Origin of the sequence: Sulfuricurvum sp., from assembly GCF_041651515.1 — a bacterium.
Taxonomy (GTDB): domain Bacteria; phylum Campylobacterota; class Campylobacteria; order Campylobacterales; family Sulfurimonadaceae; genus Sulfuricurvum.
In genome coordinates this window covers 148520-161688 of record NZ_JBAZJF010000001.1, presented here as the reverse complement: position 1 = coordinate 161688, position 13169 = coordinate 148520, and the positions used below count along the sequence as shown (strand labels likewise).

Sequence of the window (13169 nt, the reverse complement as noted above, 5' to 3'; positions counted from 1 at the left end):
GAAGAAAAAATAATAGTGATATGACACTAGGAGTACGAAAATGGTAAAAGGAAAACGTGTCGGAATCATAGGGGCAGGAAACGTCGGTTCGACGATTGCCTATTCACTTGCGATGCTCGGCTCATGCCATGAAATTATTTTGCGCGATAATAAAATTGAAATAGCTAAAGGCAAAGCGCTCGATATGTCTCAGGCTGCTGCTGCTGTTCGTTCACACTCTACGGTAACGGTTGCTGAGAGCATGGCGGATTTGACTGATTGTGATGTCGTGGTTATTACCGCAGGCAGTCCTCGTCTTCCGGGGATGAGTCGTGATGATTTATTGATGATTAATGCGAATGTTACACGCGATGTCATTGCCGGAGTAGCTCAATATTCTCCGAATGCAATCGTCATTATGGTTTCTAATCCACTGGATGCAATGACGTATGTAGCCCTTAAAGAGAGTGGCTTTGACCGCAGTCGTGTTATCGGAATGGCAGGAGTGCTTGACAGTGCCCGTATGGCAGCTTTTATTCAAGAAAAACTGGGCTATGGCGGCGGACAGATTCGTGCATCGGTTATGGGTGGGCATGGAGATGATATGGTACCTCTTCCACGCTATTCAACGGTAGCTGGTGTACCGTTGAGCGATGTACTGACAAATGACGAGATTGATGAAATCGTACAGCGAACACGCAAAGGCGGTGCCGAAATTGTTGCATTGCTTCAAACGGGATCAGCCTATTATGCCCCTGCAAAAGCGACAGCAATTATGGTAGAGGCAATTTTAAAAGACACCAAACAAATTCATCCGTGTGCCGTTTATTTAGAAGGGGAATACGGTTTTCATGATGTCGTCAGCGGTGTACCTGTTATGCTGGGTGCAAACGGTGCTGAAAAAATTATTGAAGTGACGTTGAATGATGTAGAAAAAGAGATGTTTGCAGCATCATGTGCATCGGTGCAGTCATTGATCACTACCCTAAATACAAATAATTTCTTTCAAGGAGCAAAATAATGGGCTTTCGCGTAGAAAAAGATACGATGGGTGAAGTTCGTGTACCGAATGATACCTACTGGGGGGCGCAGACACAGCGTTCATTAGAAAATTTCCAAATCGGAGAAGAGAAGATGCCGTATGAAATTACGCGTGCTTTTTCTCTTTTGAAAAAAGCGGTTGCACTTGTAAACTGCGATTTGGGTATGCTCTCTCGTGAAAAAGCGGATGCTATTGCTCAGGCTGCCGATGAAATGTTAGACGGTAAACTTGATGCACATTATCCGCTCGTCGTATGGCAAACCGGTTCGGGTACCCAATCGAATATGAACAATAATGAAGTTTTAGCAAGCCGTGCAACCGAAATTTTGGGCGGTGATTTCCGTACCCAAAAATTGGTTCACCCGAATGATGATGTTAACAAATCACAAAGTTCAAACGACACTTATCCGACGGCATTGCACGTCGCATCGGTTATAGCGGTTGAGACACGGTTATTACCGGCAATTGATCATTTACGCAAAACGTTGATCGCAAAAAGTGAAGCGTTTAGTGATATCGTTAAAATCGGACGTACGCACCTTCAAGATGCGACACCGCTGACTCTGGGACAAGAGATCAGCGGTTGGGTTGAGATGCTCAATAAATGTGAAAAAATGGCAAAAGATTCTCTTGAATCGGTTCGTGAACTAGCCCTTGGCGGTACAGCGGTTGGAACAGGCCTTAATGCCCATCCTGAACTGGGAGCACGTGTCGCGGCAAAATTGAGCGAGCTTACAGGTCATCAATTTGTTACTGCACCGAACAAATTCCATGCATTGACTAGCCATGATGCCCTTGTATTTGCACACGGTGCTCTAAAGGCACTTGCGGCTGATATGATGAAAATAGCGAATGACGTCCGTTGGTTGGCATCCGGACCACGTTGTGGCATTGGTGAGATTACTATTCCTGAGAATGAACCGGGTTCATCGATCATGCCGGGCAAAGTGAACCCGACACAATCTGAAGCGGTCACGATGGTTGCATGCCAGGTTATGGGGAACGATGCATGTATCGGTTTCGCGGCAAGCCAAGGTAATTTTGAGCTAAACGTATTCAAACCGGTTATCGCTTACAACTTTTTGCAATCGGTTCGTTTACTTGCAGATTCTATTGTGTCATTCAATGATAACTGTGCGGTAGGGATCGAGCCGGTACGTGATCAAATCGATGCGTATTTGAATAACTCATTGATGTTAGTGACAGCATTGAATCCGTACATCGGTTATGAAAATGCGGCAAAAATCGCCAAAACAGCCCACAAAGAGAACTCAACACTGAAAGAGACCGCGATCAAACTCGGTCTTCTTAGTGCGGAAGAGTTCGATAAATATGTCATCCCAGAAGAGATGACAAGACCAATAGCGTAAACTTATAACAGGAGGAATGGATGAATATTCACGAATATCAAGCAAAAGAATTATTCAAAAAGTATAATGTACCAACATTGCGCGGGCACATTGCATTTACACCCGATGAGGCGGTAAAAGCGGCTCAAGAACTGGGTGGAAATATTTGGGTTGTTAAAGCTCAAATCCATGCCGGTGGGCGCGGTTTAGGCGGTGGTGTAAAGCTGGCTAAATCAACTTCTGAAGTACGTGAAATGGCGGCTCAAATTTTGGGTATGCAGCTTGTAACGCACCAAACAGGACCTGAAGGTAAGCTCGTTCAAAAAGTGTATATCGAAGAGGGTGCCGATATCAAAAAAGAGTACTATCTTGGTCTCTTGCTGGATCGTGCTCTTGAAATGCCGATTATGATGGCTTCTACTGAGGGTGGTATGGCGATTGAAGATGTTGCTCATAACACACCTGAAAAAATTATCAAAGTCTCCATCGATCCGTTGACCGGTTTCCAATCATTCCACGGTCGAAAATTGGCCTTTGGTTTGGGTCTTCCGGTTGAAGAGATCAATACGTTTATCAAATTTGCATCGGCACTTTATAACGTTTACATGGATCACGATGCCGAGATGATTGAAATCAATCCGTTGGTTAAAACGGGTGACGGTAAATTTTTGGCACTCGATGCTAAAATGGGATTTGATAACAATGCGTTGTACCGTCAATCTCAAGTCAATGAAATGCGTGATTTGAGCGAAGAAGAACCGACGGAAATCGAAGCAGGCAAATTCGGTCTCAGCTATATCAAACTCGACGGTGATGTAGGCTGTATGGTTAACGGTGCGGGACTCGCGATGGGTACGATGGATACCATCAATTATGAGGGCGGTAAACCGGCCAATTTCCTTGATGTCGGCGGCTCTGCAAGTGCAGAAACCGTTGCAAAAGGGTTTGATATTATTCTCAAAGATCCGAATGTAAAAGCGATTTTCGTCAACATCTTCGGTGGAATCGTTCGTTGTGACCGTGTTGCTAACGGGATTATCGAAGCAACAAAAATCACCAATGTAAACGTACCGGTTATCGTACGTCTTGATGGAACCAACGCTATCGAAGCGGCTGAAATTTTAAATAATGCCGGTATCGCGAATATCGTAGCGGCAACCGATCTTGCAGACGGTGCGCGCAAAGCCGTTGCAGCAGCTAAGGGGGAGTAATTAATGTCTATTTTGGTCAACAAAGATACAAAAGTTATCGTACAAGGTTTTACAGGTAAAGAGGGGACGTTCCATGCAGAACAATGTATGGCATACGGTACCAAAATCGTCGGCGGTGTTACACCGGGCAAAGGGGGGCAAGAGCACCTCGGCCAACCGGTATTTAATACAGTAGAAGAAGCAGTGCGCACTACGGGTGCAACCGTCTCTATGATCTTTGTTCCGCCGGCTTTCGTCTCTGATGCGGTTATGGAAGCGGCAGACGCGGGAATTAGCCTTGCGGTTATTATTACCGAAGGTGCTCCGGTCAAAGATATGATGTATGCCAAAGCATACGCGGTTAAGAAAGATATGATGACCATCGGGCCGAACTGTCCGGGAATTATTACGGCAGATGAATGCAAAATTGGAATTATGCCGGGATTCATTTTCAAAAAAGGGAATGTCGGTTTGATCTCTAAATCGGGTACGTTGACGTATGAATCTGCGAACCAAGTGGTTAAAGAGGGATACGGTATTACGACTGCGGTCGGTATCGGCGGTGACCCGATTATCGGACTTTCATACAAACAATTGTTGCCGATGTTCGAAGCAGATCCTGAAACGCATGCAATCGTTATGATTGGTGAGATCGGTGGAGATTTAGAAATCCAAGCGGCCGCGTATATCAAAGAGCATATTACTAAACCGGTTGTTGCTTTCATCGCGGGCCAAACGGCACCTGCGGGTAAACGTATGGGACATGCTGGAGCGATTATCTCCGGAGGTGCCGGTACAGCGGCTGAGAAAATGGCAGCGTTAGAAGCCGCTGGTGTCAAAGTAGTGGTTTCTCCGGCAGATATCGGTAAAGCATTAGCTGAAGTGATGAAAAAATAATGATTACCGTTTTTGAGGTAGCTAATATTCGATGCGGCGGGTGTGCCAATACGATTACAAAAGCCCTCAAAGAAGTTGGATTTAAAGAAGTCAGTGTTGATCTCTCGTGCGAGCCTCGTAAAGTAACGGTAGATATTGCTAACGATGCGCAATTAGCACAATTTAAAGCGGTATTAAGAAATCTCGGTTATCCTCTCTCAGGTGATGACGAGGGCTCTATCGATAATGCCGCTCTTAAGCTCAAGAGTTTTGTCTCTTGCGCAGTAGGCAAATTTACGACAGTAAATGATTCCGATTAATTTTAATTTTGTGAGGAGTACAGATGTTTAAAACGATTAATCCAGGTAATGTCCCGGTGTGGGTCAATACCGATAACTGTAAAGCATGTGATATTTGTGTATCAGTATGTCCATCGGGTGTACTTGGCATGCGATATGAGCCTACATCGACTTTGGGTGCGATGATTTCGATCAACCATCCGGAGAGCTGTATCGGTTGTAATGAGTGTGAGCTTACCTGTCCTGATTTCGCAATTTATGTTGCAGACAAAGCAGATTATAAATTTGCAAAATTGACCGATGAAGCAAAAGCACGTCAAGCAGCTATTATCGCAAATAAGTATATGTCTTTAGACCAAGCAGGAGTCAAGTAATGGCAAGAGAAGTAATTTCTACAGGTAATGAGTTATCAGCACTCGGTGCTTTTGATGCAGGTTGTATGTTTTTCGGTGGATATCCGATTACGCCATCATCGGAAGTAATGCATGAGATGTCCGATCTTCTACCGACTGTCGGTGGAAAATTTATCCAAATGGAAGATGAAATTGCCGGTATTTCGGTCGCACTCGGTGCTTCTATGGCAGGTACAAAGTCTATGACGGCAACATCTGGACCGGGGATTTCGCTCAAAGCAGAACAAATCGGTTTGGCATTTATTGCTGAAGTACCTTTGGTCATTGTTAACGTTATGCGTGGAGGTCCATCAACCGGTCTTCCGACACGTGTATCCCAAGCGGATATCGGTCAAGCGCAATATCCGACTCACGGTGACTATGCTTCAATCACGTTGTGTGCCGGATCACTCGAAGAGTGTTATACTCAAACCGTACGTGGTTTTAACTTGGCGGAAAAATACATGACTCCGGTATTCGTCCTTTTGGATGAGACGGTCGGTCACATGCACGGTAAAGCGATGCTTCCGGATCTTGAAGAAGTGAAAGCAAAAATCGTTAGCCGTAAACGATTTGACGGAAAACCGGAAGATTACCGTCCATACGACGTTCCGATGAACGAAGCGGCAGTACTTAATCCGATGTTTGAAGGGTACCGTTTCCACTTTACGGGTCTGCATCACGGTCCGACAGGTTTCCCGACGGAAGATGCGGCACAATGCCAATTCAACATCGAGCGTCTTGTAGGTAAAATCAATACCGTTGCGGCAGAAAACGACGGATTGGATGATGAGGCCGATTATGAAGAGTTTATGATGGAGGATGCTGAAGTATGTATGATTGCGTACGGAAGTATCTCTCGCGGTGCTAAAGAAGCAGTTATGAAACTTCGTAATGACGGTATCAAAGCAGGTCTTTTCCGACCAATCGTATTGTGGCCGAGTCCGGCTAAAAAACTCAAAGAGATCGGTAAAAAGTTTGACAAAATTTTCGTGACTGAGCTCAACATGGGTCAATACCTCAAAGAGATTGAGCGTGTAACGGGTCGCAGTGATTTCGGTACGCTTCACAAAGCAAACGGCCGTCCAATCGCACCACTTGAAATGGTAGCAAAAGTTAAGGAGATGTTCTAATGGCTTTCAATTACGATCAATATTTACGTGTAGATAAAATGCCGACACTTTGGTGTTGGGGCTGTGGTGACGGTGTTATCCTTAAATCGGTTATCCGTGCTATCGATAAAATGGGCTGGGATATGGACAAAGTTTGTGTCGTATCGGGTATCGGATGTTCTGGGCGTTTCAGCTCATACATCAACTGTAATACGGTTCACACGACGCACGGCCGTACGATTGCGTATGCTACGGGAATCAAATTGACTCGTCCGGATGCACACGTTATCGTGGTAGCAGGAGATGGTGACGGTCTTGCGATCGGTGGTAACCACACGATCCATGGTTGTCGTCGTAACATCGATTTGAATTTTATTCTTATCAATAACTTTATTTACGGTTTGACCAATTCTCAAATTTCACCGACAACTCCACAAGGTATGTGGTGTGTATCGGCGCAAAACGGTAACATTGATCCAACGTTTGATGCGTGTAAATTGGCTATCGGTGCCGGTGCTTCATTCGTAGCACGTGAGACAATGCTCGATCCTAAAAAATTAGAGAAGATTTTTGTTAAAGGGTTCTCACACAAAGGATTCTCATTCTTTGACATTATGTCAAACTGTCATATCAACCTTGGCCGTAAAAATAAAATGGTCAGTGCAATGGAAAATCTTGAGTGGATCGATAGTATCACGACTCCGTTGAAAAAATGGGAAGCATTGTCACCTGAAGAACAAATGAATAAATTCCCAACGGGTGTATTGCGTGAAGTAGAACAAGCAGAGTACTGTGAGCTTTATGATATGGTTATCGAAGCAGCACAAGGAAAACGCGGAAAAATCACGCAAGACGACTTTGCGAAAAAAATCTAAGGAGAAACCATGAGACATACGATACGATTTACAGGCGTCGGTGGACAAGGGGTTCTTCTCGCCGGTGAAATTATGGCAGCAGCTAAGATCAAACTTGGTGGTCACGGTCTTAAAACGGCTACGTACACTTCACAAGTTCGTGGTGGAGCTACAGTTGTTGATATTACATTGGATGACAATGAAATTTTCTATCCGTATGCAAATGAGGGTGAAATCGATTTCATGCTCTCGGTTGCAAATGTGAGCTATCAACAATTCAAAAACGGTGTTAAACCGGGCGGAATTATCGTTGTTGAGCCAAACTTGGTTCACCCAACGGAAGAAGACCGTAAAAAATGGATCATCGTTGAGATTCCAATCATTACGATCGCAAAAGAAGAGGTCGGAAACGTTATTACTCAATCGGTTGTTGCCTTGGGAATCACCAATGAATTCACCGGAGTACTGGATCCCGAAACTCTTCGTGAAGTAATGCTTTCAAAAGTACCGAAAAAAGTACACGAAGTTAATAATAAAGCATGGGCATTGGGTATCCAATACGCTAAAGAAGCTAAAGCTAAACTTGGAATGTAATTCCACTCGTTCTCCCGCTAGGGAGAATCTCCTTTTATCCTTTTCAAGCCCTTTCTAATCCGTTTTCTTTTATAATTTCAGCAGGTACAACAGGTGATAGCTTGAGCCACAACTCAAGAGGTAAAGTCCGGGCTGCCGTAGGACACGGTTCCATCTAACGGATGGCCACGGTAACGTGAGGGACAGTGCAACAGAGAGAAGACCGCCTGAGCAATCAGGTAAGGGTGAAACGGCGGGGTAAGAGCCCACCAGTCTCATAGGCAACTATGAGAGCTATGTAAACCCAACCGCGCAGCAAGAAACAGATGGTTAGCGTCCTACATTGCTATTGTTTCGCTAGAAGCCTAGAGTGATCTAGGCTGTAGATTAATTATCACTTCATCCAGAACCCGGCTTACGTTGTACCTATTTCTTTCAAAGTCCCTGTACAAGGGAGTTCCAGAGGCCTCTAAAATTTGACTGTGACCGTATTGTGTCTACGATTAGCCAAATAAATTGAAGTCTCTACCTAAATCAATCTGCTTCGAATCAATCACACTCGCATAATGTGCCAATGTTATCTTTGGACTTGAGTGTCCTAACAATCCTGCCAACTCATTAATACTGACAATTCCATCTTGGAGCATGATCGTTGCAAAGGTATGACGTGCTGAATATAGCTTCCGTTTCGGTAACTCGCACTTTTTTAAAAGTGAAGGCCAAATGCGTCTTAATTTCGTTGCATCGTCAATATCTCTAAATAAAAAGAGATGATCGCTTTTGATCTGCTCCAGTTCATTTATGACAAATGAAGGGCAGGGGACTTTTCGAACCGAATTACGTGTTTTTGGTATATCGATACGTCCACGAGTTCGAACCCGTTTTATCTCGATCCATCCATCGGATACGTCATTCGATTGTAGCCCTAAAATTTCTTCTGGTCTCATCCCCGTATGAAATGCAAGCATTAAATACGGTTTTAATATCCCCTCAGCACGTGAAAGAATTAGTTTCACCTCTTCTTTGGTAAAGTATTGGATATTCTCCTGTACATCACCATGAAGCTTTATATTAATTGCGGGATTAGTTTTAAGCACACCATCATCGACGGCGAGTTCAAGCACCTCTTTAAGTACCGTTTTATACGCACCTTTAGAGACCGACTTAATCGGTAGGCTATTGATGTAACTTTTTACATCGAGCCGTGTAATCTTGTCCACATCTAAATTTTTAAATTTCTCATTGACTTTATTCCAGATCGGCTTCTTTACGAAGTAAGATCGGTTTGAGTCTTTAAGAGTTAGAAATATATCAAAGTAATACCCGAATGTTTTGGGTTGTTTCTGATGTATTTCACCTGTTATTATCATGGCTGATAATTTGGGAATGATGTCTTTTTTAACAAACGAACGATTGGCTTTTGTATCTTCCAATCCCGTTGCTTTACGTATCCGATTTCCTTCTACGTAATAATCAACCCACAACTTATTACCACGAACAAAACAATTTGCCAATATTCTATCCTCTCGGACAGAAACGCTATGCGCCGATATTGTACCATGCTTCATATGAGCAATCGATTCAAAATGTTTTCGATACGTTCATCGGTATATTCTCCTGTAATAAGAGAGTGAACCTTTAAAACATCGAAGCGGACGCATTTCCCAATAATAATATAATGTTCATCTTTCTTAATATCAATGGTTTTAAAACGACGGCGTAATGTGTCTGGATGAATATCATAATACTGTGCCAGATGAGGGAGTGATAGATATTTCATACATGAACCTAAAACACATCGGGAATCAATTTCCGTCGTTCTAATTCTTTAGTAAGTAAAGCATGACGATGATTTAGTTCATTATATAAAGGTGTCCCCAAAGGCGTACCGCTTATTTCTTCGGAAAGTTTTTCATCCAGATTCCACAATCCTTCATCACTATACAATTTGAGATCATCTTCAAACGACGGTTGCTCTTTGTATTCTTCATGCAGATTTTTAACGTTCTGTCTGAGATCAAATTCCGCTTTAGCTTTTTGAAGCACATCAAGGAAGAAAAGCATAGTAGGATCATTCCCATGTACAAGTAATCGAGTAATTACCTTTTTCATTGATTTCTCTGCATCTTGCAATGAGTATCGGAAACTGATTTTCTCAATCTTCTCTAAGGGGGTATCAATCTGCATAAAGTCGGTGATATCGTAATGATATTTGATGTGATCCCAGATTGGTGAAGTACTTGCACGTTTTCGATTAGATGAATTCAGAGCTTTTTCACTGATACTATCAGGATCAATAAGACGTATTTGATCGCAGGCGTTTTTAAACAGCACTTTTGCACGTTTGAGTGCATCGTCTATCGTATCGATCCCGAATGTCTTTAAATACTCTCTATGCATCTCAAATTCAACGTTAAAGATCGGTTTCTCTAAATCCATCCCATTGATCCCGAAATGGTTGTGCATGATCTCTCGTTTGATCTGTGATACGGTTGTAAGTTCTTTATGCTTATTATAGATACGGAGCAAAAAAGGTTTCTTTCCGACATAGTACGTTTCAAGTTCATAAGCATTAGAACGCTCACCTATGTTCGCGGAATGATTTTGTTTTTTTGACAAAATCATTTCTTTACGAAGATAGCTGAAATCGTGTTGGATGAACATATTAAGATCGATACGAGTGATCGGAAATACTTTCATAGTGAACTCACCTAAGAATTTCGTATTAACGTATTCTATAAGCGATTTTAAGCCCAAAGTATAGATTCCTATAGCGTTGAGCTGTATTCGTATGTTATGAATGTTCATGGCTTTCTCAGGGTCTTTAAATCCTGATCGAAAAAAGTCGTGATTAAACCAGTGAAACCCGTCTCTACCCATTCCGCTGTAAACGACATCGATTCCGTTAATTTTCACGATGATGTCATTATCAGCGTACTGATAATTGAGAGATTTAAAATAGGCTTTCTTATCTTCGATTTGATTAATGATGTCCTCATATAACCGATCATAGAAAGCACCGCTTTGTGCAAAGTAATAGAGTGTATCAATACCACTTGCATAGGGTATTTTTTCTGCATGAGAATATTGCATAGGTTTTTCCTTTCGACGATAAACGTCTTTTTATTTTTAGAATTTAGAGAAGAGAGAAATGTTTTATGACTTATGTCAGGGGGTGTTACTAGAACCCCCTGAGTAAAAGTTAAGGCGCATAGCTAACGGCAACGAGCCATACAGCGGCATAGCCGCAAGATAGGCTCACAGCCTACGTATGCGCAGAATTAGACACCGTAGAAGATAGTTTTGCCAACTGTGGCAACGTCTACTTCAACGATTTCGTTTTCTTTGCCTTTATAGAGGGCAACTTTAGAAGAGGGGATAGAGAGATCAATAAGCTCTTTGCGTGTATCCCCATTTTTAAGAGGTATCTCCAAGAGCAACTGTATTTTATTTTTACCGCGTACGACCTCACCCGATTCTTTATTGGTGAAATCATTCGAAGTATAGACATTGAGAAGTGTTCCAGATAATTTGATCATAATCAAATCCTTTTTATAAATTTTGGATTTGACAAAGCGCTTTGCCATTTTCGAGTTATATAACGAGGAAAATTATAGGGGATAGGGTGGTCTGAAAGATAGGTTTTTTTTCCCTGAAAATCAGGAAAATTTATTTATATAAACATGGATTTGTGTGATTGAATCTTTGGATCTCTCAAAATGCTATTAGGATAACTAGTTTTATAATATTGATCTGGATTAAAGAAATTACGAAATTTATTTTTATTATTTTTTCCTTCTAAAGCCAATACGGCTGAGCCTCGGAAGTATGTTTTTACATAATAATGTTGAAACTTTTTTATATCTACAGTTACAGTAAACTTTTCGGATAGACTAAACGGCAGTAAAAGTGATTCAATACTATGCTTTAACGCAGACTTATTAATTGCATCATGATTAATATATTCCTCTCCGTCTTCGTCATAACAGTACATTGGAACCATATACAAATTATTATAAAGCTTGATGGCAACTGATCTAAGAATCATCTGTGGTGTTAGGCGATAACCCTCAAAGAAATTTGACAAAGAAGCCAGATAAATAAGATCGCCAATGTTCACAACAAAGGGGACTAGTTCAGGCATATAGAGCTTTATATCGCTTTTAAGGGAGGAGTCTTCTTCTATAATGTCTTCAGGGTCATAAGGAATAGAAATGAATATTTGATTTTCTCGATCATATCTCTGATTGAATCTAATTTTTTTTGAATAATAACTGGCAAGAGCAAGATTTTCGAGTATTAAGTCATCATCTTTTAAAAACAACTCAAATATTTTTAGAGCAATAACTATTCGCTTATTTATTAATGGATCATTAATACTTTGATATATTTCTTGGGAACTAATCAAACCATTGATGTAGGGAATAATATTCTTTCGCTGTTTTTCAAACCGCTTTATTCGATCCCAACGCTCATTAGTAGAGTTTTGTTTTTCTTCAAGATCGATAATGGAGTAAAAGCCATCAAGCAAGATAGTTATAATCTCATCGTAATAATTATGAAGTTCATGTAAATCGGTATGAACTTTTTCTAAAAAAGTGAGTGTATTTTCAATATGTTGATGTTTTTTGAGAATATCAATAAATCCATTTTTACGTATATCATGAACTTGAAGATAGCACTGACTATATGAGATCAAGTTATTAATAAATTCTTTTTGCATTATTTCTCTAATGATCTAATATATCTACTTAGATGGTTTGAAACCAATTGAACATCTTCTAGTGACATGACTTCTTGTTTATTATTCAAAAAAACATGCAAGTTGTCGGGGTTAAGTGCTGATATACCACTACTGAATGCATTCTGCATTTTTACAAACCATCCAGGAAAAACAAGAATAGGCTGAACAGGATATTTCCGCGCGGTAAGTTCCTCAATTAAATCAGATAACCACTTCTTTTCGGCTTTGATTTGTATGATTACGTCATCTCCATAGCTCACACCGTTAAAGAGAAGTTGTTCACCATTAAAAAGTATTTCTGTTTTTCCTTTGATTGGCTTGGAATAAGTTTTTGTTTCAATTAAATAAATACCCTTTGTTGAGACAACAACATGATCAATGTTAAAGTTATTCCCTTTGATATCATGTAAAATCTTTGCTCCATGACTTCTGAGGTTTTCGAGTGATTGACCAACTATTTTTTCGCCATCTCTGCCTTGGCGAAGATTTGTTAACTTAGATCGAATTTGAGTAATTTTATAGGCTGTAAAAGCAGTAAAAATAATTGCCAGAATACTGATTCCAACAGGAGATGGAGGTATTTTAAAATACCAACTATACCATTCAAATGCGGCCATTAAAAGAAGAAAAAGAGAACTTGTTATGTAAGGAGTCGCTTTTTCTTCAATGATTCTATTGATTTCTTCATCAATAGATTGTCCTGCATGGCGAAGGGGCTTATCTTTGAGGGGGGACTTTTTAAGATTCATAATTTAATTC

Annotated in this window: 15 protein-coding genes and 1 other RNA gene; 10 read left to right on the top strand and 6 right to left on the bottom strand. The window is 41.1% G+C overall.

Annotation, left to right across the window (positions count from 1 at the left end; all coding sequences use genetic code 11):
• Window positions 1-40: 40 nt before the first annotated feature.
• The 10 genes from mdh to rnpB all read left to right on the top strand — a co-directional run bounded on the left by mdh (window position 41) and on the right by rnpB (window position 8099).
• Window positions 41-1000 carry a malate dehydrogenase gene (gene mdh / locus WC407_RS00840; protein WP_373020104.1) on the top strand — a complete coding sequence of 320 codons (960 nt, stop codon included), beginning with the start codon at window positions 41-43 and terminating at the stop codon, window positions 998-1000.
• Entirely contained in the window at window positions 1000-2391 is a 1392-nt protein-coding gene (fumC, locus tag WC407_RS00835; protein WP_373020102.1) for a class II fumarate hydratase, read from the top strand. Before mdh ends, fumC begins: the two co-directional genes overlap by 1 nt.
• Window positions 2392-2411: 20 nt before the next feature.
• Complete coding sequence (gene sucC / locus WC407_RS00830) at window positions 2412-3581, top strand: ADP-forming succinate--CoA ligase subunit beta (protein ID WP_373020100.1); 1170 nt, start codon at window positions 2412-2414, stop codon at window positions 3579-3581.
• Window positions 3582-3584: 3 nt separating this feature from the next.
• Window positions 3585-4457 (top strand): succinate--CoA ligase subunit alpha, encoded by an 873-nt coding sequence (sucD, locus tag WC407_RS00825; RefSeq protein WP_373020096.1) that lies wholly within the window; start codon window positions 3585-3587, stop codon window positions 4455-4457.
• Window positions 4457-4756, top strand: coding sequence for a heavy-metal-associated domain-containing protein (locus WC407_RS00820; RefSeq protein WP_373020094.1), 300 nt, complete (start codon window positions 4457-4459; stop codon window positions 4754-4756). Before sucD ends, WC407_RS00820 begins: the two co-directional genes overlap by 1 nt.
• A gap of 23 nt (window positions 4757-4779) precedes the next feature.
• Window positions 4780-5109 (top strand): 4Fe-4S dicluster domain-containing protein, encoded by a 330-nt coding sequence (locus WC407_RS00815; protein ID WP_373020092.1) that lies wholly within the window; start codon window positions 4780-4782, stop codon window positions 5107-5109.
• Window positions 5109-6260, top strand: a complete 1152-nt coding sequence (locus WC407_RS00810) for a 2-oxoglutarate synthase subunit alpha (RefSeq protein WP_373020090.1) — start codon at window positions 5109-5111, stop codon at window positions 6258-6260. Before WC407_RS00815 ends, WC407_RS00810 begins: the two co-directional genes overlap by 1 nt.
• Window positions 6260-7114: a 2-oxoglutarate ferredoxin oxidoreductase subunit beta gene (locus tag WC407_RS00805; RefSeq protein ID WP_373020087.1), complete on the top strand. Its 855-nt coding sequence runs from the start codon at window positions 6260-6262 to the stop codon at window positions 7112-7114. Before WC407_RS00810 ends, WC407_RS00805 begins: the two co-directional genes overlap by 1 nt.
• Window positions 7115-7123: 9 nt before the next feature.
• Window positions 7124-7687, top strand: a complete 564-nt coding sequence (locus WC407_RS00800; RefSeq protein WP_373020085.1) for a 2-oxoacid:acceptor oxidoreductase family protein — start codon at window positions 7124-7126, stop codon at window positions 7685-7687.
• An 81-nt stretch (window positions 7688-7768) separates the two neighbouring features.
• Window positions 7769-8099, top strand: an RNA gene (rnpB, locus tag WC407_RS00795) — RNase P RNA component class A.
• A 70-nt stretch (window positions 8100-8169) separates the two neighbouring features.
• Here the strand turns inward: rnpB and WC407_RS00790 are convergent.
• The 6 genes from WC407_RS00790 to WC407_RS00765 form a co-directional block, all read right to left on the bottom strand.
• Window positions 8170-9180: a site-specific integrase gene (locus WC407_RS00790; RefSeq protein WP_373020083.1), complete on the bottom strand. Its 1011-nt coding sequence runs from the start codon at window positions 9178-9180 to the stop codon at window positions 8170-8172.
• A 50-nt stretch (window positions 9181-9230) separates the two neighbouring features.
• A complete protein-coding gene (locus WC407_RS00785) occupies window positions 9231-9446 on the bottom strand; it encodes a hypothetical protein (protein ID WP_373020081.1) in 216 nt (71 codons plus the stop codon).
• Window positions 9447-9454: 8 nt separating this feature from the next.
• The gene (locus WC407_RS00780; protein ID WP_373020077.1) at window positions 9455-10759 is read right to left on the bottom strand and encodes a hypothetical protein; all 1305 of its coding nucleotides are present in this window, start codon (window positions 10757-10759) and stop codon (window positions 9455-9457) included.
• Between the two features lie 188 nt (window positions 10760-10947).
• Complete coding sequence (locus WC407_RS00775) at window positions 10948-11205, bottom strand: hypothetical protein (RefSeq protein WP_373020075.1); 258 nt, start codon at window positions 11203-11205, stop codon at window positions 10948-10950.
• A gap of 134 nt (window positions 11206-11339) precedes the next feature.
• Window positions 11340-12389, bottom strand: a complete 1050-nt coding sequence (locus WC407_RS00770) for a hypothetical protein (protein ID WP_373020073.1) — start codon at window positions 12387-12389, stop codon at window positions 11340-11342.
• Window positions 12389-13159 carry a nuclease-related domain-containing protein gene (locus WC407_RS00765; RefSeq protein ID WP_373020071.1) on the bottom strand — a complete coding sequence of 257 codons (771 nt, stop codon included), beginning with the start codon at window positions 13157-13159 and terminating at the stop codon, window positions 12389-12391. The genes WC407_RS00770 and WC407_RS00765 overlap by 1 nt, the downstream gene beginning before the upstream one ends.
• Window positions 13160-13169: the final 10 nt, after the last annotated feature.

Coding starts and splice junctions, on each gene's coding strand:
- mdh (WP_373020104.1), top strand. CDS start 41: ATGGTAAAAGGAAAACGTGTCGGAATCATAGGGGCAGGAAACGTCGGT.
- fumC (WP_373020102.1), top strand. CDS start 1,000: ATGGGCTTTCGCGTAGAAAAAGATACGATGGGTGAAGTTCGTGTACCG.
- sucC (WP_373020100.1), top strand. CDS start 2,412: ATGAATATTCACGAATATCAAGCAAAAGAATTATTCAAAAAGTATAAT.
- sucD (WP_373020096.1), top strand. CDS start 3,585: ATGTCTATTTTGGTCAACAAAGATACAAAAGTTATCGTACAAGGTTTT.
- WC407_RS00820 (WP_373020094.1), top strand. CDS start 4,457: ATGATTACCGTTTTTGAGGTAGCTAATATTCGATGCGGCGGGTGTGCC.
- WC407_RS00815 (WP_373020092.1), top strand. CDS start 4,780: ATGTTTAAAACGATTAATCCAGGTAATGTCCCGGTGTGGGTCAATACC.
- WC407_RS00810 (WP_373020090.1), top strand. CDS start 5,109: ATGGCAAGAGAAGTAATTTCTACAGGTAATGAGTTATCAGCACTCGGT.
- WC407_RS00805 (WP_373020087.1), top strand. CDS start 6,260: ATGGCTTTCAATTACGATCAATATTTACGTGTAGATAAAATGCCGACA.
- WC407_RS00800 (WP_373020085.1), top strand. CDS start 7,124: ATGAGACATACGATACGATTTACAGGCGTCGGTGGACAAGGGGTTCTT.
- WC407_RS00785 (WP_373020081.1), bottom strand. CDS start 9,446: ATGAAATATCTATCACTCCCTCATCTGGCACAGTATTATGATATTCAT.
- WC407_RS00780 (WP_373020077.1), bottom strand. CDS start 10,759: ATGCAATATTCTCATGCAGAAAAAATACCCTATGCAAGTGGTATTGAT.
- WC407_RS00775 (WP_373020075.1), bottom strand. CDS start 11,205: ATGATCAAATTATCTGGAACACTTCTCAATGTCTATACTTCGAATGAT.
- WC407_RS00770 (WP_373020073.1), bottom strand. CDS start 12,389: ATGCAAAAAGAATTTATTAATAACTTGATCTCATATAGTCAGTGCTAT.
- WC407_RS00765 (WP_373020071.1), bottom strand. CDS start 13,159: ATGAATCTTAAAAAGTCCCCCCTCAAAGATAAGCCCCTTCGCCATGCA.